At 73.6% G+C, this 20238-nt stretch carries 14 protein-coding genes and 3 pseudogenes; 7 read left to right on the top strand and 10 right to left on the bottom strand.

Annotated elements, in window-relative coordinates; translation table 11 throughout:
- Positions 1 to 28 precede the first annotated feature (28 nt).
- Positions 29 to 571 (bottom strand): site-specific integrase, encoded by a 543-nt coding sequence (locus EDD39_RS31450; protein WP_123562561.1) that lies wholly within the window; start codon positions 569 to 571, stop codon positions 29 to 31.
- On the opposite strand from EDD39_RS31450, the gene EDD39_RS31445 reads away from it, so the two are divergent.
- The 3 genes from EDD39_RS31445 to EDD39_RS31435 all read left to right on the top strand — a co-directional run bounded on the left by EDD39_RS31445 (position 564) and on the right by EDD39_RS31435 (position 2169).
- Complete coding sequence (locus tag EDD39_RS31445) at positions 564 to 743, top strand: hypothetical protein (protein WP_123562559.1); 180 nt, start codon at positions 564 to 566, stop codon at positions 741 to 743. The genes EDD39_RS31450 and EDD39_RS31445 overlap by 8 nt on opposite strands.
- A gap of 249 nt (positions 744 to 992) precedes the next feature.
- Positions 993 to 1496: a vitamin K epoxide reductase family protein gene (locus tag EDD39_RS41585; RefSeq protein ID WP_341869351.1), complete on the top strand. Its 504-nt coding sequence runs from the start codon at positions 993 to 995 to the stop codon at positions 1494 to 1496.
- Between the two features lie 208 nt (positions 1497 to 1704).
- A complete protein-coding gene (locus tag EDD39_RS31435) occupies positions 1705 to 2169 on the top strand; it encodes a DUF5994 family protein (protein ID WP_123562557.1) in 465 nt (154 codons plus the stop codon).
- Between the two features lie 251 nt (positions 2170 to 2420).
- Here the strand turns inward: EDD39_RS31435 and EDD39_RS39950 are convergent, their stop codons facing one another.
- Positions 2421 to 2576, bottom strand: coding sequence for a DUF6131 family protein (locus EDD39_RS39950; RefSeq protein WP_162870268.1), 156 nt, complete (start codon positions 2574 to 2576; stop codon positions 2421 to 2423).
- A gap of 600 nt (positions 2577 to 3176) precedes the next feature.
- On the opposite strand from EDD39_RS39950, the gene EDD39_RS31425 reads away from it, so the two are divergent.
- Together EDD39_RS31425 and EDD39_RS31420 are read left to right on the top strand one after the other, a co-directional pair.
- Entirely contained in the window at positions 3177 to 3641 is a 465-nt protein-coding gene (locus tag EDD39_RS31425) for a hypothetical protein (RefSeq protein WP_123562555.1), read from the top strand.
- A 511-nt stretch (positions 3642 to 4152) separates the two neighbouring features.
- A complete protein-coding gene (locus EDD39_RS31420) occupies positions 4153 to 5367 on the top strand; it encodes a PP2C family protein-serine/threonine phosphatase (protein WP_123562553.1) in 1215 nt (404 codons plus the stop codon).
- Between the two features lie 34 nt (positions 5368 to 5401).
- On the opposite strand, the pseudogene EDD39_RS31415 reads toward EDD39_RS31420, so the two are convergent.
- Both EDD39_RS31415 and EDD39_RS42335 read right to left on the bottom strand, forming a co-directional pair.
- Positions 5402 to 5713, bottom strand: a pseudogene (locus tag EDD39_RS31415) (DUF5994 family protein); the annotation flags it as partial.
- 12 nt (positions 5714 to 5725) lie between these two features.
- The gene (locus EDD39_RS42335) at positions 5726 to 5848 is read right to left on the bottom strand and encodes a hypothetical protein (RefSeq protein WP_279638457.1); all 123 of its coding nucleotides are present in this window, start codon (positions 5846 to 5848) and stop codon (positions 5726 to 5728) included.
- Positions 5849 to 6146: 298 nt separating this feature from the next.
- Here EDD39_RS42335 and EDD39_RS31410 point away from each other — a divergent pair, with 298 nt between their 5' ends.
- Positions 6147 to 6599 (top strand): CBS domain-containing protein, encoded by a 453-nt coding sequence (locus EDD39_RS31410; protein ID WP_123562550.1) that lies wholly within the window; start codon positions 6147 to 6149, stop codon positions 6597 to 6599.
- 183 nt (positions 6600 to 6782) lie between these two features.
- Here the strand turns inward: EDD39_RS31410 and EDD39_RS41580 are convergent.
- A pseudogene (locus tag EDD39_RS41580) lies at positions 6783 to 7145 on the bottom strand (DUF5994 family protein); the annotation flags it as partial.
- 1199 nt (positions 7146 to 8344) lie between these two features.
- Positions 8345 to 8737, bottom strand: a complete 393-nt coding sequence (locus EDD39_RS31395) for a hypothetical protein (RefSeq protein WP_123562544.1) — start codon at positions 8735 to 8737, stop codon at positions 8345 to 8347.
- Positions 8738 to 9011: 274 nt separating this feature from the next.
- Here EDD39_RS31395 and EDD39_RS39945 point away from each other — a divergent pair, with 274 nt between their 5' ends.
- Positions 9012 to 9182, top strand: coding sequence for a hypothetical protein (locus EDD39_RS39945; protein ID WP_162870267.1), 171 nt, complete (start codon positions 9012 to 9014; stop codon positions 9180 to 9182).
- Between the two features lie 619 nt (positions 9183 to 9801).
- On the opposite strand, the pseudogene EDD39_RS31390 reads toward EDD39_RS39945, so the two are convergent.
- The 4 genes and pseudogenes from EDD39_RS31390 to EDD39_RS42330 all read right to left on the bottom strand — a co-directional run.
- Positions 9802 to 9867, bottom strand: a pseudogene (locus tag EDD39_RS31390) (Lrp/AsnC family transcriptional regulator); the annotation flags it as partial.
- Positions 9868 to 10337: 470 nt separating this feature from the next.
- Entirely contained in the window at positions 10338 to 11600 is a 1263-nt protein-coding gene (locus tag EDD39_RS31385; RefSeq protein ID WP_123562542.1) for an MFS transporter, read from the bottom strand.
- A 68-nt stretch (positions 11601 to 11668) separates the two neighbouring features.
- Positions 11669 to 12895, bottom strand: a complete 1227-nt coding sequence (locus EDD39_RS31380; RefSeq protein WP_123562540.1) for a cytochrome P450 — start codon at positions 12893 to 12895, stop codon at positions 11669 to 11671.
- The gene (locus EDD39_RS42330; protein ID WP_123562538.1) at positions 12889 to 20238 is read right to left on the bottom strand and encodes a non-ribosomal peptide synthetase; all 7350 of its coding nucleotides are present in this window, start codon (positions 20236 to 20238) and stop codon (positions 12889 to 12891) included. The genes EDD39_RS31380 and EDD39_RS42330 overlap by 7 nt, the downstream gene beginning before the upstream one ends.

The raw sequence follows: 20238 nt of genomic DNA, 5'->3' as shown, positions 1-20238 counted from the left end.
CCAGGTGCCGGCTCTTTCTGTTGCCGTGTCAGGTGGTGGTCGCGTGGTGGTGGCCGGACCGCATGGGCCAGTTCTCGGTGGGGTCGTCGAGGCGCGGGGTGCGGTTGGCGGGGCGTGGCCGGTGGGGGCGGGGGTGTTGGCGTGCGAAGCGGTGGGTGCGGCAGACGGGGGTGCCGAGTTCTTCGTGGTCGGTGTTGTCGAGGGTCCAGGCGATGCCGTCGGTGCCGGTGCGGGCGGCGCGGGGGGTGAGGTGGGCGTAGATGTTGGCGCTGGTGGACAGGGTCCGGTGGCGCAGGGTTTTGGACATGATCGGCAGCGGGACGCTGGCGGCGGGGCCGAAGCTCATCGCGAGGTGGCGCAGGTCGTGCAGGGCGGTGCGGGGGACGCCGGCTTTGTCGCAGAGCAGGTGGAAGTGGTCGAGGACGTTCTTGGGGTGCAGGGGGCGGCCGTGGCGGTGGAAGACGTAGCCGGTGGGGTCGGTGGTGTTGCCGAAGGGGCCGGGGTCGGCGCGGCCGTCGAGAGCGGCGGCCGCACGGTGTGAGAGGACGGGCCGCACGCGCGCGATGGCCACCGGCGTCCAGCACGTCATCGACCAGCACCCCGCCGCGTCCCGCACCGAGGAGACCTTCCCCCTGGTCGGACTCGTCATCACCGTCCCCACCGACTACCTCGGCGGCATCCGCGCCCTCCAGGCCGCCCTCGACCGCGCAGGCACCCGCGATCTCCTCGACCGCACCCCCTGACACTTCCCGAAGCACCCCTGCCCGGGCACGCCCACCCCCTCCCGGCCCGGGCCCCGGTCGAGCCCGAGCGGGTGGTGAGGGGCCGGGGCGGGCGCACGGCGCTGGTGACGAGTTCCGACATGGCCAGCAGGACCGCGTGGCGCGCGTCGCCGTTCGAGGCGGGTCGCCGGACGATGAGCTGTTCCGGATAGGCGGAGGCCGCACGGGTCCGGCTCGGGAAGCTGGTCGTGTCGTCGAGGTCGACCGTCAGTGCTCTCACTCCCTGCTCCGCCCGCCTCGAACACGTTGACGCTGGAGAAGATCCGGCTGTTGGAGAGCCCCCGTTGCGTGCCCAGCTGCAACATCAACCCGATCCTCAGTCACGGCTCAGTGATGCGCGCCGCCCAGGCGTCCGCGTTCGGCTTCCCCGACCCGCTGATCGGGGTCGCTGCGTTCGCCGTGGTGGTCACCGTCGGCGTCGTCCTGCTGACCGGGGCCCGGCTGCCGCGGCCCGGCGCTGGTCTGTCGCCGCCCTGTACCATTCAGAAACTCATCGCTGCTGGTCAAGCTACGTATCTGTACTCCTTGATGACGCCGCCGAGTACATGGGTACGGAGCAGTCGGTGTGCGGCCAGGTCGGTTGAGGGTCCCGGGTGCTCCTGTACGGCCAGGTCTGGGAACGCGCCGCCGCGAGCAGGGCGACCTGGGGACGTGGGACCGCTCTGCGTTCCTGCTACCAGCCCGCTCCGCGTCCGGTGCCGGCGACAGGGCTGAAGGGGCACGTTCCCGCGCTGCCCCGGCCCCGTCCGCCGCACCGCCGACGGGTGCGGGGAAGGCGGCGGCCGTGCCGGGGAGGACGGAGAGTAGGCTGGGCATCACCGAAGGCACTTCGCATGCCGGCACCGGATACTGGCGTCGTCTCCGGCGAACGGCGATGCCGGGCCCGGGCCCGCGGGCCGGTCCCGGAGACAGGTCTTCAGCCATGACCACGATGTTCGACCGTGCCGCACCGGCGCCCTCCGCCCTGGAATCCGCACTGCGGCTCTCCCTGGCCCCCCACGGGTTCCGGCCCGGCCGTCTGGACGGAGCCTGGTGGCCCCGTTCGCGCGACCTCCTCCTCGAACTCCCCTCCCTGGCCGCCGAGCTCGACGCGCGGTGGGGCCGGGTCACCCGGATCACCGTCAACCCCGCGCAGTGGCCCGTCATCCCCCGGCGCGTCCCGGTCACCGGGCACACCGTCCACGCGGGCTGGTACACCACCGAGCAGGACGAGCACATGATCATGGTGTGCTCGTACGCCCCGCGCCGACTGGAGTTGCTGGTCGTTTCGCCGCGGACGGACAGCGCCGGCGCCGTCCGGCTGATGGCCGAGGCCGCCGACCCGGCGAACACCAGGACCGCCAGCGAGTTGCTCGCCGCGGACGCCGTCGGCGGCGGGACGCGGTAGGAGCCCGGTTCCGGGTTCCTGCCGTCGTCCGTCGCACCTCCCGGCGGCGCCGGTGCGGCCGACCGGCAGGCGGACACCGCCCGGAACAGGGCCGCTGCCTGGCCGGCGGCCCGGGCAGCCGGCGGGCGGCCCCGCTGCGGACGGCTCGGCCTGAGAGCCCGGGACCGTCGACCGCTCCGGTCCCCGGCGGGCCGGGGCGGTACGCGTGTTCGCGCGGTGGGCCCCGCCGGTGCAGGCGGGTCGCCGCCGCGTCACCAGAAGTGGCGGCGTCCGGCGACCTCGTGGCCGAGCGCACCCGCGATCACCAGGCCGAGGCCGACGACGGCGAGGATGATGCCGATGGTCCACAGGACCGGGATGCCGGCGAGGAAGCCGATGACGAGGAGGATGACTCCGAGAATGATCATGATGACCTTCGTTCCTGTTCCCCCCGGGTGGTGCGGTGCTCCGCGGGGCGGAGTCGGTGCTGCTCCTTCCGGTGGCGTCCCCGGCGCGGCGGGTCGGGGTGCTCCGGGAGTGGGCCGGAGCGGAGGACATCGAGGCCGTGTTCGAGTTCGGCGGCCCCGTCGTAGGAGGCGAGTTCCTGCGGTTCGTTGAGGACGTGGCCGTGCAGGAGCCCAATCGGGGAACGGTGGACGTGCAGGGCGATGGCGCCGGTGGGGCCCGCCCCGGCGGGGAGGGCCGGGATGTCTCCGAGGGGCGAGGGGCGCGGGGCGAGGGGAGCGGCCGGGGCGCGTGCCGGGCGCCGCACGGACGGCTTCTCGGCGCCGTCGCGGTCGACGATCCCCGGCGTGCAGGTCGGCGTGCGCGCCGGATCGAGCCGCTCCGCGGGGGCGATCCGGCGTCCCGGTCGGATGCGCGGGTCGGAGTGACGGCCATGTCGACACTTCCTCGTCGTGCCGGACGTGAGCACCGGTGACGTGAAGTTCGTAGCCGCACGGTGTCGACGTCAGTGTAGTCCGCGCGCTGACTGCAGGCATGCGACGTAGGCCCGTCGGGAGCGCGTCATGACCATCCTTCTCCGATCCCTCCTGGCCGCCGCGGCCGCCATCGCGGTGGCGGGGGTCCTCGGCGGCACCGGCAGCGCGCACGAACTCACCGGGACCTTCTCGGTGTTCGGCCATCACGTGACCGGCTCGACCGGGGTGCCGTTGCTCCGGGGCGTCGTGGTCGGAGCGGTCGCCGTGTTCGGTCTCGCCTCCCTGCTGGTCGGCGCCCGTGACGCCGCGGTGGCGGCCGACGGGTACCGCGACGAGTTCGCCCGGCAGCGCGAGGCCCTGCCAAGGAGCCCGACCGCGCCCGGGAGTAGACCGCCGGCAGCCGGTCGGGGCGGCCGGGTGGCGGCGGTCGGCCGGCACTGGTCGGTCCGGGAGCTGTGCCAGCGCGGCACGGCGCCCGCGCCGTCGGCGGTGTCGGTTCCGTCCGGGCTTCCCGCGGCGGTCCACGGGGCCGGTCGGCCGCGGTGGCCGTGAGGACTGGACGCTCCGGTGCGGTTGTGCGTTCGCGGGTCCGTTTGCCGGGCCGTGAGGCGGACAGGCGTGAGGGGGTGCCGGAACCGGTTGAGCAGACAGCCAACGCCGGGGCCGGACCGGTACCGGACGCGTAGGCCGGTACCGGTCGGTGGTGAGGCGCCCCCCGGTCGCCCTGCCCGAGTCTTCGGTGGACATGCCTGCTGGTGACGGCTTCGCGTCCGACGGCCGGTGTGCCGCCCGATGTGCCGCCCGGCGCCTGCGGGGCCCTGGTGGAGGAGCGCGCCACCTCGCACGCGAACGCCCGGGTGCCGTCCGCGGCACGGTCGGCGACCGCGGTCCGGCCCCGCCACGCACCCGCCCGACCTCCCCGCCGCGCGGGAACCCGGTGCCACGGGCCCTTGACGGGGTGCCCGCCGGTCGTGCCCGGGCCGCGCCCGGACGCGGCCCGGGGCGATCTCGGGCGTAATGGGAAGGACCGGCCCGTCGGGCCGGGGCGGTCCGGGAGGCGGCCATGGCGGTGAGCGACGACGGGGAGCGGCGGCCTGCGGAGGCGGCGGGACGGGCCGCGTGCCCCGGGAGCCGCCCGTTGGACGTCCTGCTCGACCGGGCGCGGGAGTCCGCGCTGCCGCTGGTCGCCCCGTTGGTGGTGGAGGCGGTGGCCGGGCTGGGCGGCCGGGAGCCGGTGCTGCTGCTGCAGGACTACGGTCAGTCGGTGCTGGTCCCGCTGCCCGGCGGGGGCCTGGCCGGGGGTCCGCCCGTACCGATCCCGGGCTCCGCGGCGGGTGAGGCGTTCCTGCGGGGCGCCGCGGTGGAGGTGCCGCAGGACGACGGGGTGCGGGTGCACCTGCCGCTGCTGGACGGCGGGAACGAGGCGGGGGTGCTGGCCCTCACCATGGACGCCGTCGGCGACGGCGACCGGTCGGTGCTGCGGCGGCTGGCGGCCCTGGTGGCGGACCTGCTGATCACCACGAACGGCTACACCGACCTGCTCCTCCGGGCTCGGCGGCTGGAGCCGATGAGCGTGGCCGCCGAGATCCAGTGGTCGCTGCTGCCGCCGCTGTCGATGTCCGCGCCCCGGGTCGCGGTGGCGGGCATCCTGGAGCCCGCCTACCAGGTGGCCGGCGACAGCTTCGACTACGCGCTCAACGACGACGTGCTGCACGTCGCCACCCTGGACGCGATGGGCCACGGCCTGGACGCGGCCACCATGGCGACGGTCGCCGTCGGCGCCTACCGGCACGCCCGCCGTGCAGGCGTCGGACTCGCCGAGAGCTACGCCTTCATGGACCGGGCCGTCGCCGAGCAGTTCGGCCCCGACCACTTCGTCACCGCGCAGATGATGCGGCTGGACACCGCCACCGGCCACCTCCAGTGGGTCAACGCGGGTCATCCGAAACCGCTGCTGATCCGGGGCGGCGCGGTCGTCGGACAGTTGGAGAGCGCCACCACCCTGCCGGTCGGGTTCGGCGGGGGGCAGCCGGTGGTCAGCGAGCGGAGCCTCCGGCACGGGGACCGGGTGCTGTGCTTCACCGACGGCCTGGTCGAGGAACGGGGGGCGAGCGGTGAGCAGTTCGGCGAGGAGCAGCTGATCGACTGGGTCGACCGCATCGAGGGCGGCGGCTCCGGTGTGCGGGCCACGGTGCGCGCCCTCTCGCACGCGCTGAAGGCCCGCCGGTGCGGGCGCACCAGCGACGACGCCACGCTGTTCCTGATCGAGTGGCGCTGAATGGCCCGAACCGGTCGTCCGGCGCCGGTCCGCTTCAGCCGAGCAGGAGTTCGGCCGCCGGTGCGTGGCTGCCCGTCGCGGAAGCCCCGGCCATCGCGGCCGCGGCGGTCGCGGGCGGGGTGCCCGGGGGCACCACCAGGAGCAGGAAGTGGTCCTGGAAGCCCCGGGTCACGCTGATCGTGGCGTCGCTGCCGTCGAACCAGTTGATCTTGACCGCCGCGCCGCCGACCACGACGGAGCGCGGCACGCCGTCCCAGGCCCGGGTGTCCAGGCCCACCCGGACGATCCGGCCCAGGTGGGCGTCCAACGCGACGACCAAGTCCGGGAGTTCGGCGAGGACGTGGGTGGTGCCGGGCCATCAGGCGCCGTCGAAGACGCACTCCCGGGACATGGTCGGCTCCAGTGTCAGGCGCGGCAGCAGCGGAGCACCGGGCACCGACCACGGGCCGGGGGAGGAAGGAACGGGGAGGGGGATCGGCATCACGGCCGGCCACCCGCCAGGTCCCCGGTGGGGACCGCTCACGGCCCAGGGCGACGTCGACGCGGATGCCGGTGTGCGGGATGTCCTCGACCGTGGTCCCAACGGTGCTCCGCACCGTCTCCGGGCCGGGGTGCCGACCTCGGCCCTCCGGTCCCGCTCCGGACGGGTAGGGACGGGAGTAGCCTCGAAAGCGTCCAGGGCATCCCGCATCCCGGTACCCGTTCCGGCCTCGTTCTGGGTGAACGAAAGCCCGGCAGCCGCACGCGCGCGGGCCGGCGGACAGGAAGCGGTGAGCCCCGTGACCGCCACCGAACACCCCGACCTCCTACTGCGGCACCGCCGCGGACTCACCGTCGCCGACGCGATGGAGCCGTGGGCGCACCAGATCGCCGACGAGAGCACCGTCGACCGGGCGAACGACGTCCTGCAGGGCTGCAGCGTCGACTACCTGCTGGTCCGGGACCACGACGGCCGTTGTGAGGGCGTCGTCACCCGGGCCGGGCTGCACTCCGCCCCGGCCCGTACCCGGCACACCGAGCACAGCGGTCGGACCACGGTCGGCGCTACTGCCCACCAGCGCGGCCCGTTCGCCTGGCCGACCCTGGGACTCCCCCTCGCCGCCGTCGCCATGCGGGTCAGGCGCCTGACCGTCTGGCCCGTGGTCGACGAGGACGGCTACCCCCTCGGCGTCCTCACGGCGGACCGGGCCGCGTTCCTGCTCGCCGCGCCGGACGGCCGGACGGACGGGTGAGCCCTGCACCCCGGTCGACCGCCCCGTGCCCACGCCGGAGCAGCACCCCGGGCAGGTCGCCGCGCCTACCGGGCCGGCGGCCAGTACGCGGCACGTCCCCGTGCCGAGACCGCCGGTCGGCCGGCCCCGCGCGAGCAACTCGCTCGCGGTGCCGGTGTTCCGCGGATCGGACGCCTCCGCCATGAAAACGCCCGCCTCGGCCGCGTCCGTCTGCGGGGGAACGACCATCAGGTACATCCGCCGACCGTACGAGCAGAGCATGACCGTGTGCTTGTCCTGCTCGGCCGCGTACCAGCCCGCGTGAACGACGTGGCCCGCGACCGGGACCCGCCGGGGGATCACCGGCCACTGCGCGGGGTGCACGGTGATCCGGGTGACCCGACCCCACCGCGCATCCAACTCGGATGCCAGTAAAGGGAGTTCGCGCAGTAGATCGTTCGACCTGGGCCACCAGGCGCCGTCCAGCCGACCCGGCTTCCGCCGCTCGGGGGCGAGCAGGAGCCGCAGGGGGCGCCCGGGGGCGGTGCGATCGGGGATCGCATTCATGGCGGAGGACCCGTCTTCGGGCCCGGCCGCGCCGGGTCCGGGATCAGTCGTTCGCCGGAGACGGGGCCGGTGTTCGGCGCCGGTCCACGGAATGCCCTCGGTGCCGACCAGCCTACTCCGGGCCGCCGTCCGCCACGGCCCCGCCCCTTCCCCCCGGGCGGACGGGGCAGAACCGGTGGGCGGGAGCGCGCCGTACCGGGTGCGTCGGTGAGGGACCGAGCTGCCGGTCCACCCGTCCGACGAGCACCCCGCCCGCGTTCCCGGGGAGGCGGTTCCGGCGCAAGGGGCAGCGGTGTGCGCGGGGCGGGGAGGGGATGACCGCCGGTGGGTGGCGACGCCGACCCGCATGCCGCCACCACGGGCAGGACGAGGCTCGCCTGCAGCACGTGCTGACCACCACTGCTGTCAACGTCGAACACCTCAGCCGGCAGTTTCCCGGCGAAGTGCACCTCCACTGCGACCGACTGCCTCCCCGGAGCACCTCGACCAGCAGGGCCTTCCGCGCCCACATCCTTGACGGATCGTCGACCGACGCGCAGCGACCGAGACGCCCGACAGGGTCAAGCCAGTACTCTGACCGGAAAGGTCGACGGGTCGGACCCGGTGACGAACTTCCCTGACTCGGCGCGGTCGGCATCGACCGCCACCGCCTCCATGCCCGTAGCCCCCGCGGCCGCCGCGATGCGCTCGCGCGGCATCGACGCACGGCCGGTCATCGACCACGACGGCCGTGCCATCGGCCTGCTCGCCGCAGAGGAGCGCACGCCCGGGCTTCCGCGCCCGTGGCAGGTTCGCGCCTGCTCCGCGGTGAAACGGTCGCCTCCCGGGGTGATGGGTGAGAAACCGGCGAAGAGGCGGGACAGGCCGTGCCGAGCCGGGCGAACTCACCGGGCTTCGCCCGCGAAACTCACCGGCCCGGGGCAGAAGGGCGACCAGAGCCCCGGTACAGGGTCGGCAGCCCGCGCCGGGGAAACAACTGCCGGCGGCTGGTCAGCGGCTCCACCGGGGAGCAGGTGTGCTCCCCGGTGGAGCCGCTGCCGTGGGTCTGCTCTCGGGGCGCCACCGGTCATGGGTCCTGCGGCGGTCGTTGGTTCGGCCGCCGGCTCGCGCGGCACCTCGGATCCCGGTCGGGAGGAGGGTCCGCTGTCAGGTCCGCATCGGTGTCCTTCCGGGTGCGGTCAACCCGGAGGGCGGAGCGGTCAGCGGCGGCGGCCGCCGCCGATGTGGCAGTCGTTGGCCAGTGCGGTCAGCGGCCCGTACTCACGAGCGAGCTCGTTCCACGTCAGGACTTCGCCGCAGCGGGCCGGGAACGTCTTCGGGTCGAATTCGGGCATGGTCCAGGTGCCGGTGCCCCGGTCGCGCAGCCACAGGTCCCCGTCAGCGTCGACCACGGTCGGCGGGGCCGGTACGGGATCGGCCTGATCGACGGCGTCCCAGGTGACCCGGCCGGGGTGGGAGGCGCGGCGCAGCTCGGTGGTGGCCAGCCGTGCGGCCAAGTCGCGGGTGGACTCTTCGGTGTCCTTGACCGACGCGAGCCGGTACGCGTCGTCGAGGACGGGCAGGGCTGGATTCTGGCTGCGCTTGGAACTCATACGCTGGTTACCTCCGTAGGGGGCTGCCACATCCGTTATGGCACCCCGTGAAGGGCCACGGTATCCGAGACGAGCGCGGTGCCGGCCACGACCGCCGTTCAGGTGGAGGGGCTGGAGGGCGCCGGGCCTCGGTGGGCGCGATGCCGCGGCGGTCGCGGTCCCGCAGCACCCACTCGCGCAGGGGCGCCCTGTTGATGCCCAGGCCAGCGGCGATGTCCTTGTACGTCGCCCCGGGGACGGTGGTGGCGTCATCGCCGCGCAAGCCGTCCGGTACGTGGACCCGGAGACCTGGAACGCCCTCGTCGAGCGGCACCGCGGCAAGGGCTGCGACGCGCTCGCCGCCTTCGCCCGCGCCCTGCTGGACGGCAAGAAGTCCCTGTACGGCGTGGTCGGCAGCCTCGTCGGCGCCCTGCTGGCCGCGCTGGGCCGCCCCCGCATCGAGTAGGTCTTCGCCCGGGAACTCGCCAGCCGCGTACCGCTCCCGTTCGGCCACGAGATCGCCCTCGCCGCCTGCGGCCTCCAGGCGGCCGGCATCTTCATCTGCTTCACCGACGGCGGCACGATGGGCGACTGCGCATGCCTGCGCGACCTCCTGCTCAACGAAGGCAAAGCCCAGCTCGACAACCTCCTCCAGGGAGTCCTGAACGACTGGAGCGAACTACCGGCCAGCTGGGGGTCAAGGGGTCGCAGGTTCAAATCCTGTCGTCCCGACCGCGAGTTTTCGCAGGTCGGAGGCGCTTCCATCGGAATGATGGAAGCGCCTTTTTTGTGCGTGCCGCGGGGTGGTGGTCGCATGGTGGTCGTACTCCGACCGGTCTGGAACGTCGCCTGACGGCAGGTGGCGCTGGACAATTCGTCGTAGCCAGGCCGGAGTTGTGGCCGGACGGTCAAGCGTTCTGCTTCGCGGTCGGGGAGTCAGGCCCTACTGAATGGGTGACCTGCTGCCGTCCCTTGAAAGTGCGGCAATCACCGAGCGGGGCCCCATCGTCACTGCCGACCGGCAGGGACCCACGGCAACGCCCGCACGGGCGCTGAACGGCATGGACGAGGATTCTGGCACTGACAACGTCTGTGGCCCGGACATGCAGCAGTGCGTCGGCCCCGCCGGTCACGGTCATCGCTGCCACGATCTTGCGGTCGAGCTCGTCGAACGGCGCGGCCTTGGTGCTCATGCCCGTAGCGCAGGCAACGCCGGGGGCGTGAGCTGCGCGCCTGCCGGCTGACTCTGGGGGGCGAGGGGCAACGCCGCTCAGCTTGAGTTGATCAGGTAGCCGTCGATCTCCTGACGGATGAGGTCCCCTCGGGGGCAGGTGGGAGCCGCCCCCGAGGTTCTGGATCAGCGGCAGGTCCACCCTCACGCCGGTCCTCGAAGCTGGAGAAGTCGGCTTCTGTCAACAGGAGTTGGTCCTCGCGAAGTGCCGAATGGAGCTACCGGGCCAGGGACTGTTCCTCCGGTCCCTCGCCGACCACCGCGGGGAGTCCGGGTTCGCCACCCAGGGCACGGGGCGGCTGCGGTCCTGCCACTGAGCTCCGATCGCGTGCGGAAGGGGGGAACCTGTCCAGGAATCCTGGGCAGGTTCCCCCCCGTCGTGCCAGGGGCTCAGGCCATCGTGACGACGGGCTTGGAGCAGAGGGTGGCGGCTCCGGTGACGATCAGGATGGCGGCTGTGGCGGTGAACATGGCCTCCGGGTGGGACTTGGCCAGTGCGCCGCACAGCACCAGGGAGACGGGGGCGGCGATGTAGCCCGCGACCATGTCGACGGATATGACGCGACCGAGGATCTCACCGCGGATGTTGCGCTGGATCCAGCTCACTCCGAACACACCCTGGAAGCCGATGCCCAGACCCATGAGCAGCACCACACCGACGGCTTCGGCCAGATTGCCGAGCATCCCCAGGGCGAGCATCCCGGTGCCCAACCAGCCGGTGAGAGCGGAGATGAGCAGGCCCACGCGCAGGTGGCGACGGGTTGCGCCGCCCAGGAGGGCGCCGACGATGGCTCCTGCGGCCAGTGCGCCGTCGAGCAGGCCGAGGGAGGTCGCTCCGCCGTGGAACCGGAACTTGGCCAGACTGGCGAAGCCCACGGTGAACGGGCCCGCATAGCAGAAGGTCACGGCGGTGTCGATGGCGACCATGGCGCGGATCCGCGGGTCCGAGAAGACGTAGACCAGGCCGGCCCGGATCCGGCTGCCGAGGGACTCCTTGGCCGTGTCGGCGCCGGTCCCGGCTGCCGGGGCGGTGATGCGGCGGGTGGCCCGGCCGGCGAACAGGGCGACCAGGGCGAAGCAGCAACTGTCGACGGCGAAGGCGGCACTGGGGTCGGTGGCGGCCACCACGATGCCGCCGACGGCCGGGCCGAGCACCGAGGCGACCCGGCTGCCCACGCTGAGAAGGGCGTTCGCCGGCTCCAACTGCTCGGGCTCGACGACCGAGGGCAGGACGGAGCTGCGTGCGGGCTGGAAGAACGCGTCGACCGCGCCGAAGAGCGCCGCTGCCGCGAACAGCATCCACAGGTTGAGCAGGTGCGTGAATCCGGCTGCCGCCACTCCCGCCATCAGCGCGCAGCGCAGGAGGCTGGAGAACATCATCAGGTGACGGGCCGACACCCTGTCGCTGAGCGCCCCGCCGAGCAGGGTGAGCAGGGCGCGCGGCACGGCCTGGCAGGCGAGGACCACGCCGAGAGCCAGGCTGGAGTGGGTGAGCGTGAGGGTGATCCAGGCGAAGGCGACGGTGCTGAACCCGTCTCCCAGGAGCGAGAAGGACTGGGCGGCCCACAGGTTGCGGAAGGAGGGCGTGCGCAGGGGCGCGCGCAGGGAGGGTCGTTCGGCCGGGGGCACGGGCGGGGTGATGGTCTCAGTCATGCGCTGGTTCGTCACCTTCGTCTTCGTCTTCGTCTGGGGCGGAGTGCGGAGGAGGAGCGCGGAGGACGTCAGTAGCTGACGGGGAGGTCCTTGAGACTGCGGTTGAGCAGCGAGAGCTGCCACTCGTGGCGGGACGGGAGGAGCCGCAGGTTCGGGTGCTCCCGTACCAGGACCCCGAGCGCACTTCCTGCCACGAGTCGGGCCAGCGGCGCGCCGATGCAGAAGTGGATGCCGTACCCGAAGCCGAGGTGCGAGGTGCGGCCGCGGTGGACGTCGAAGGTGTCCGGGTCGTCGAACTGCCGCGGGTCGCGGTTGGCGGCGGCGGTCACCAGGAAGATCCGGTCACCGGCGCGGATGTCCTGGCCGTCGAGCCGCAGGTCCTCGGCGGCGATGCGCACCGACATCTTGGAGGGGCCGTCGAAGCGCAGGGCCTCCTCGACGGCTCCGGACAGGAGCTTGGGGTTCTCCCGTGCCGCTGCCAGCTGTTGCGGGTGCATCAGCAGGGCGCGCAGTCCGTTGGCGATGAGGTTGCTGGTGGTCTCCCCGCCGGCGAAGGCCAGATGGGTCAGCATGCCGATGAACTCCTCCTCGCTGACCGTGTCGCCGATGGCGCCCCCGGCCAGCACCGCGCTGATCAGGTCGTCCTGGGGCTGCTCACGGCGCAGGCGCACCAGGTCGGCCAGGTAGTCGTGGAGCTTGACCAGTGACTGCAGCGAGGTGCGGTACTCCCGTTCCTCCTGGGCGGCGCCCAGCACCAGGTCGCCCACGCGGGCGTTCCAGTACCAGAACGAAGGAGCGTGCGCGTGCGGAACACCGAGCCAGCGGGCGAAGACCAGGCTGGGCAGGGTCTTGGCCACATCGGCGACGGCGTCCCCGCTGCTGCCGGGCGCGGCGCGGCGGGTCAGCAGCGAGGTGGTGACCTTCTCGATCAGCCCCGCGTAGCGGTTGACGGCGCGGGCGGAGAACTGGTCCTGGAACACCCCGCGCAGCCTGCGGTGCTGCGGCGGGTCGTTGAAGACCATCCAGTGCGACAGCAGACCGACCGCGCGCCGGGCCTCGTCGTCCAGGACGCTGTCCGGGATGGCCTCCATCAGCGGTCGGACCCGGTCGGCGGACAGCGACGGGTGGCCCAAGGCCTCGGCCATCTGCGCGTAGCCGGTGACCAGCCAGGCACGGTGGATGCTGCTCCAGTGGACGGGCCGGTGCTCGCGCAGCGCGTTGAGGTAGGGGTACGGGTCGGCGTTGACCTGGGGGTCCAGCAGGTGGCGCTCGGTGAAGCGGGTGGCGGTCAGCACGGACGTCCTCCGGAGGTGAGAGTGCCGAGCAGCGCGGCGATGTTGCCGACGCCGGGATCGGTGAGCATGGTGCGGTGCCCTCCGGGGAGGTGGTGCACCTGGAGTCCGCCCGCCGCCAGGCCCTGCCAGGCCGACAGGTACTCGCGGTAGGGGACACCGATGTCGGGCATCGGGGTGTCCTGGGGCCGGTCGGCGGTGTCCCGGCCGATGACCAGGTGGATCCGTCCGGGGTAGGGGCGCGCCCGGTAGCCGGCCAGGGCCTGCAGCAGCGAGTGCCACACCTCGATCGGAGCGTCCTGGGCCAGGTCGACCTCCTCGTCGACCATGCCCGCGTCGCGCAGGACGGTCCGCAGCCGGGCGTCCGCCGCGGTGCGGGCCTCGGATCCGGCGGGTGTGGCGCGCAGTTCGTCGCGAAGGACCAGCGCGTGGCGCTGCTGCTCGGCGAAGCCGGCGAGCCGGCGGTGGGTGTCCGGGGTGGGCAGGTAGGGCTCGACCAGCACCAGCGGCGCCACCTCGGCACCGGCGTCGAGGAGTTGGGTGGCCATCTCCAGGGCGATGTTGGCGCCCATCGACCAGCCGAGGACCGCGTGCGGTCCACCGTCCCGGTCGGCCGTCAGTTCGCGGACGTAGTTGCCGGCGATCTCAGGGATCGTGAGCGGGTCGGTGCCGCCGGCCAGACCCAGCGCCTGGTAGCCGTGCACCGGACGGGCGCCGCCCAGGGCCCGGGCGAGCGGGAGGTACCAGGTGACGCTGCCTCCGGTGGGGTGGACGCAGTTCAGCGGCTGCCCCGCCCCCGGCCGAAGCACCACCCGGGAGCGGGGGCCCGCCACCGGGTCCGCGGTGGGCCGAAGTCCGCTGATGCCGGCGATGGTCGGCGATTCGACCAGGTCACGGACGGTCAGGGCCAGACCCCGGGCGCGCGCCTTGGCCACCACCCGGACCGTCGAGAGGGAACTGCCGCCCAGCGCGAAGAAGTCGTCCTGGATGCCGACCCGCTCCACGCCCAGGACCTCGGCCCACACCTGTGCCATCGCCTGTTCGGCGGGGGTGCGCGGGGCGACGTGGTCGGCCGCCGATCCGGTGCGGACGCTCTGCACCGGCGGCAGCGCCCGGCGGTTGACCTTGCGGTTGGCGGTGAGCGGCACCGCGTCGATGACCACGTAGGCGGTCGGCACCATGTGGGCCGGCAGCCGACGGCGGAGCGCCTGGCGCAGTTCCTCGGCCTGCGGGGCGCTGCCCGCCTCCTGCGGCACCACGTAGGCGACCAGCCGGGGGTCGCCGCCCCCGTCGGCGCGCACCATCGCCACGGCCGACCGGACGCCGGGGTGGGTCAGCAGCGCGTCCTCGACCTCGCCGAGCTCGATCCGGAACCCCCGGAGCTTGACCTGGCTGTCCCGGCGTCCGACGTAGTCGAGCGAGCCGTCGGCCGAGTGGCGGACGATGTCGCCGGTGCGGAACAGCCGGGCGCCGCTGCGGCCGCTGAAGGGGTCGGGGACGAAGCGCTGCGCGGTGGTCCCGGGGCGGCCCAGGTAGCCGCGGGCCAGACTGGGGCCGCCGATGCAGAGCTCGCCGGGGGCGCCGACCGGTACGGGTTCCAGGTCCTCGTCGAGGACGTAGGCCTCGGTGTTGCGGACGGGGGTGCCGATGGAGGGCCGGCCGCCGCCCGGCAGACACCGGGCCGCGGTCACCCACACGGAGGTCTCGGTCAGGCCGTAGCCGTTGAGGAAGCGCCGCCCGGGCGCCCAGGCGTCGACGATCTCGGCGGGGCAGGCCTCGCCGGCGACCATCAGGGTGCGCAGGTCCGGCAGTCCCCGCGGGTCCATGACGCTCAGGGCGGTCGGGGGCAGTACCGCCGCGGTGATCCGCCGGGTGCGCAGGGTGCGGGTGAGGTCGGCGCCGGGCGCCAGGTCCTGGCGTGCGGCGGTGCACAGTTGCGCGCCGTTGGCCAGCGCCCAGGTCATCTCGAACACCGAGGCGTCGAAGCTGCTGGACGCGAACTGCAACACGCGGTCGTCCGGGGACGGGGACAGGACGTCCTGCTGCGCCCGGACCAGGTTCAGCATCCCGCGATGGGTGACCGCCACCCCCTTGGGCGTGCCGGTGGAGCCGGAGGTGTAGATCACGTAGGCGGTGCTGTCCGGCCCCACCCCGGACTCGGGGCAGCCGGCCGGGAGGTGCCCGGACTCCGGGTCCGGGTCCGCGGTGAGTGCGCCGATCATGAGCGTGTGCCGGACCGGAGGGGCGGCGTGGGCCAGCTCGGGCTGGGTCAGCAGCACCGTCATGGCCGAGTCCCCGACCATGAAGGCGAGCCGCTCCCCGGGGTACTCGGGGTCCAGGCACAGGTAGGCGGCACCGGACTTGAGCACACCCAGGATCGCCCGCGCGAGGTCCGGGCCCCGTTCCAGGCAGATGCCGACCACGGTCTCGGTGTCGACTCCCAGCGCGCGCAGCCGCCGGGCGATCCGGTCGCCGGCGCGGTCGAGCTCGCCGTAGCCGGTGACGTCCCGGCCGTGGACCAGGGCGGGGGCCTGCGGGCGCTGCTCAGCGTGCTGCTGGACCAGTTCGTGGAACAGCCGCCGGTCGTCGTCCTCCTGGTGCCGGTCCTGCGCGGCGGCGGCGTTCCAGCGGTGCAGCACCAGGTCGCGTGCGGCGCCGGTGAGGGCGGGCCGGGTGACCGGGCCGTGGGGCTCGGCGGCCATCGCCCGCAGCAGGCTCCGGTAGGTGTCCGCGAGCTGTTCGCAGGCGGTGGCGTCCAGGTAGCGGGGGTCGGCGTCCAGGGTCATGCCGCCCGGGTTGGCGTTCAGGCTGAGCGGGAAGTTGGTGCGGGCGACCTCCAGCGTGTCCTCCCACACGTCCTTCTCGAGCCGGTGGAAGTTGACGAAGTTGAAGACGGCCTCGACCGCCACTCCGCCCAGGGAGCGCTGCATCTCGGCGAGCGGGAACCTCCGGTGGGGCATCAGGGCGCGCTCGGCGGCGAAGGTCTCGCGCAGGTACTCGACCCAGCTGCGGGCGGTGGAGCGGAACCCGATCGGCACCGTGTTGAGGAACAGGCCGCGCATCAGGTCCGCGTCGGCGTGCTCGGGGCGGCCGTTGGTGACCATGCCGATGCTGTGGGGGTCGTCGCCGGCGAAGAGGTCCATCAGCCGGTAGAAGGCCGCGAGGAAGACCGTCCGCACCGGGACCCCGGCCAGGGCGGCGACCTCGGCCAGGGGCCCGGCCAGTTCCCGGTAGGAGCGCTCGGCCTCGTGCGGCGGCTGGTCGCCGACCGGGGCCGGCCCGGGGGCCGGGGCGAAGTGGACCGGTTCCAGGCCGGCCAGCGCCTCGTGCCAGAACTCGCGGGACGCGGTGGAGGCCAGCGCCTCGCGCTCCAGCGCCACGTAGTCCGCGAAACGCACCGCGGGTCCGGCCGCGGCGGTGGGCTCCGGGCCGGCCGCCCGGCGGTGGTGCAGCTCCATCAGGTCCGCGATGAACGAGGTCAGGCTCCAGCCGTCGAGCACCACGTGGCAGTCGGTGATGGTCAGCCGGAACTGCTCCTCGTCGAGCCGGTGCACGAACAGCCGTACCAGCGGGGCGGCGGACAGGTCGAAGGGCAGCGCGGCCTGTTCGCGCACGTGGGCGGCGGCGGCCTCGCGCTGCTCGGCCGCGGACAGGCCGCGCAGGTCGGCGAAGCCCACCGGCAGGGCGGCCCGCCGGTGCACCAGTTGCAGCGGCTCGGTGTCGCGCAGCAGGTCGAAGGAGGTGCGCAGGATGTCGTGGCGCTCGACCAGGACGTCCACGGCCTCCTGGAACGCGGCGAGGTCGAAGCCGGCGCTGTCGCGCAGCTTGAAGCTGGTCACGTTGTGGTAGGCGCCGCGCTCCGGATCGCTCATCAACTCGTGCAGCATGCCCGCCTGGAGCATCGTCAGCGGATAGGCGTCCTCGACGTCCGGGGGCAGGGAGGCCGCCTCGGCGCTGTCGATCATGGACAGGGCCGCCACCGGTGCCGTCCCGACGGACGCCGTCGAGTGGTCCGCCACGTCCGCCAGGTCCGCCAGGACCTGGGCCCGGAAGATGTCCGGGATGCTCAGTGCCAGCCCGGCCTCGCGGGCCAGCCCGATCACCCGCAGGGCCAGGATGGAGTCGCCGCCCAGCCGGAAGAAGTTGTCGTCCACGCCGACCCGGTCGAGCCCGAGGACCTTGCCCCAGATTCCGGTCAGCACCTCCTCGGTGGGTGTGCGCGGCGCGGTGTACTGCGCGCTGAGGTCGGCCTCGCGTGCCTGGAGCAGGGCCAGGGCCTTGCGGTCGACCTTGCCGTTCACGGTCAGCGGCAGCGTCCGGTGCTCGGTGATCAGGGCCGGGACCATGTAGTCGGGCAGGCTGCGGCCGAGGTGGGCGCGCAGCTCGCGGGTGTCGACCGGGGTGGCGCCGACCGGGCAGCTGTCGACCTGGGTGGCGGCGCCGGTGGCGATGTGCCCGACCAGCCGTCGCACGCCGCCCGGCTCCTCGCGGACCACGAGGGCGGCGTCGACCACTCCGGGGAAGCCGCGCAGCGCGGCCTCGATCTCGCCCGGTTCGATGCGGAAGCCGCGGATCTTGACCTGCGCGTCCACCCGGCCCAGGAACTCCAACTGCCCGTCGGGCAGCCGCCGGACCCGGTCGCCGGTCCGGTACAGCCGGCCGCCGGCCGGTCCGTAGGGGTCGGGCACGAAACGCTCGGCGGTCAGCGACGGGCGTCCGAGGTAGCCCCGGGCCAGACCCGCCCCGGCGACGTACAGCTCGCCCGGGACACCGATCGGTACCAGCCGCTGGTGCTGGTCGAGCACGTGTCCGCGCAGGTCCGCCAGCGGCACCCCGATCGGCGACAGGGTGTCGCCCTCGGCGTCCTCGCGGGTCAGGACCCGATGGGTGACGTGCACGGTGGTCTCGGTGATCCCGTACATGTTCACCAGCTGTGGCCGGTGCGGCGAGGGATCGGCGAACCAGTCGCCGAAGTCCCGCGCGCTCAGCGCGTCGCCGCCGAAGACGACGGTCCGCAGGGCGAGTTCCGCGAACGAGCGCCCGGCCTGCGCGGCCTGCGCCCGTAGGCCCTGGAAGGCGGCGGGGGTCTGGCTCAGGACGGTGACGCGCTCGGTGGCCAGCAGGTCGAAGACGGCCTCCGGATCCCGGACCACGTCCTTGGAGGCGATCACCACGCGCCCGCCCTTGGCCAGCGCCCCCCACAGCTCCCAGACCGAGAAGTCGAAGGCGAAGGAGTGCAGCAGCGACCAGACGTCATCCGGGCCGAAGTCGAACGATTCCTCGCAGGACGCGAACAGGCGGGCGGCGTTGTGGTGGGTGACCACGACGCCCTTCGGGCGGCCGGTGGAGCCGGAGGTGTAGATGATGTACGCGGCGTTGCCGGGCCGGAGCGCGGTGCCCGGGGCGGTGTCCCGGTCGGGGGAGGCGGAGCCGTCGAGCGCGCCGGGCGCGTCCAGCACCAGCACCTCGGCGCCCAGGCCCGCGACCTTGTCGCGGGTGGCGCTGTCGGTGAGCAGCAGGGTGGCGCCGGCGTCGTCGACCATGAACCCGAGGCGCTCGCCCGGGTGGGAGCCGTCCATGGGCAGGTAGGCCCCGCCGGCCTTCCAGATCCCCAGCACCGCGACCGCGAGCCATTCGTTGCGGCCCGTGCAGACGCCGACCCGGGACTCGGGGCGCACCCCGCGGCGGCGCAGCACTCGCGCCAACCGCTCGGCTCGGTCGTCGAGTTGCGCGTACGTGAGGTGCCTGTCCGCGCACACCACCGCGACCTGGTCGGGGCGGTGGCGGACCTGGTGGTGAAAGGCGTCCAGCAGCAGCGGCACCGTCGGGGCCGTCACGGGGTCGGGGTTGCCCGCCTGGGCCAGCAGCGAGGCGCGCTCCTCCTCGGCCAGCAGCTCCAGGTCGGCGATCGCCGTCGCCGGGCGGGTGACGATCGCGTCGAGTACCCGGTGCACGTGGTCGGCCAGGGTCGCGACCGTCCCGGGGTCGAAGAGGTCGCGCCGGTAGACGAACGAGAGCGTCAGCCCGTCCGGCTGCTCGGTGGCGTGCAGTGACAGGTCGAACTTCGCGACGTCCGCGCCGACGGACACGCTCTCGCCGCGTGCGCCGCCCAGCGTGAAGCAACCCCCGTCGGCGTACTCGTAGGCGAAGAGCACCTGGAACAGCGGGTTGCGGCTGAGGTCGCGGTCCGGGCCGAGCACCTCGACCAGGCGTTCGAAGGGGACGTCCTGGTGGTCCATCGCGCCCAGGGCCGCGTCCCGTACCCGGCCCAGGTGGTCGGCGAGCGTCGGGTTCCCGGACAGGTCCCCCCGCACGACCAGGGTGTTGACGAAGAACCCGACCAGCGACTCGGTCTGCGGACGGTCGCGGTTGGCCACGATCGTGCCCACGGCGATGTCCTCCTGCCCGGTGTGGAAGCCGAGGGCGATCTGGTAGGCGGCCAGCAGCGTCATGAACATCGTCGAGTTGCTGCGCTCGTTGAGCTGCCGCAGCGATCGCCGCAGCCGGGAGGGGAGGGTCAGCTTGAAGACCGCCCCCTCGTGGGAGCGTTCGACCGGGCGCGGCCGGTCGGTGGGCAGCTCCAGCGGAGCGAGGCCGGCCAGCCGGGTCCGCCAGTAGTCCAGGTGGCTCTCCGCCCGAGCCCTGCCGCCCGCGGCGGACTCCCACGCCGCGTAGTCGCGGTAGGTGATCGGCAGCTCCGGCAGCGCGGCGGGCCGGCCCTCGGTGCGGGCGCCGTACAGGGCCTCCAGGTCGCGGCAGACGATGCCCAGGGACCAGGCGTCGGAGACGATGTGGTGCATCGCCAGGACCAGGATGTGGTCCACCGCCCCGATCCGCACCAGTGTCGCCCGGAACGGGGCCTCTGCCGCCAGGTCGAAGGGTCGGTTCGCGGCGGCTTCGGTGGCCGCGGTCGCGGCCCGCTCCCGTGCCGCCGGCGCGACACCGGACAGGTCCACCCACTCCAGCGCGAACCCGCCGACCGGCAGCTCCTCCTGGAAGGCCACGCCGCCGCGGCTCGGGAAGCGGGTCCGCAGCTGCGGGTGCCGCTGGACCAGGTCGCCGAGGGCGAGCTCCAGTGCGGAGCGGTCGAGCTCCCCGGACAGTCGCCAGACGGCGGGCATCAGGTACTCGGTGCTGCCGGGCTGCAACTGGTCCAGGAAGTTGAGGCGCTGCTGCGCGCTGGACAGCGGCACCGCGGTGGCGCCCGGGGCGAGGCGCGGGATCTCCGGAGCGACCTGGCCGGCGGCGGCCCGCACACCGCGCAGGCGCTGGTTCAGCAGGGCTCGCGCGGCGGGCGTGAGGGCCTGGCGGAGAGGGGGCTCGGCGGTTTCCGTGGTGATTGACAT

This window comes from Kitasatospora cineracea, assembly GCF_003751605.1.
Lineage (GTDB): Bacteria > Actinomycetota > Actinomycetes > Streptomycetales > Streptomycetaceae > Kitasatospora > Kitasatospora cineracea.
The sequence above is the reverse complement of the archived record's forward strand: the minus strand, read 5'-3'. Positions and strand labels throughout refer to the sequence as shown.

What these genes read in the sequence shown, in the direction of transcription:
- EDD39_RS42330 (WP_123562538.1), bottom strand. Translation starts at nt 20,238, where the DNA reads ATGTCAATCACCACGGAAACCGCCGAGCCCCCTCTCCGCCAGGCCCTC.
- EDD39_RS31435 (WP_123562557.1), top strand. Translation starts at nt 1,705, where the DNA reads ATGACCACGATGTTCGACCGTGCCGCACCGGCGCCCTCCGCCCTGGAA.
- EDD39_RS31425 (WP_123562555.1), top strand. Translation starts at nt 3,177, where the DNA reads ATGACCATCCTTCTCCGATCCCTCCTGGCCGCCGCGGCCGCCATCGCG.
- EDD39_RS31420 (WP_123562553.1), top strand. Translation starts at nt 4,153, where the DNA reads ATGGCGGTGAGCGACGACGGGGAGCGGCGGCCTGCGGAGGCGGCGGGA.
- EDD39_RS31445 (WP_123562559.1), top strand. Translation starts at nt 564, where the DNA reads ATGGCCACCGGCGTCCAGCACGTCATCGACCAGCACCCCGCCGCGTCC.
- EDD39_RS31395 (WP_123562544.1), bottom strand. Translation starts at nt 8,737, where the DNA reads ATGAGTTCCAAGCGCAGCCAGAATCCAGCCCTGCCCGTCCTCGACGAC.
- EDD39_RS39950 (WP_162870268.1), bottom strand. Translation starts at nt 2,576, where the DNA reads ATGATCATTCTCGGAGTCATCCTCCTCGTCATCGGCTTCCTCGCCGGC.
- EDD39_RS42335 (WP_279638457.1), bottom strand. Translation starts at nt 5,848, where the DNA reads ATGCCGATCCCCCTCCCCGTTCCTTCCTCCCCCGGCCCGTGGTCGGTG.
- EDD39_RS31385 (WP_123562542.1), bottom strand. Translation starts at nt 11,600, where the DNA reads ATGACTGAGACCATCACCCCGCCCGTGCCCCCGGCCGAACGACCCTCC.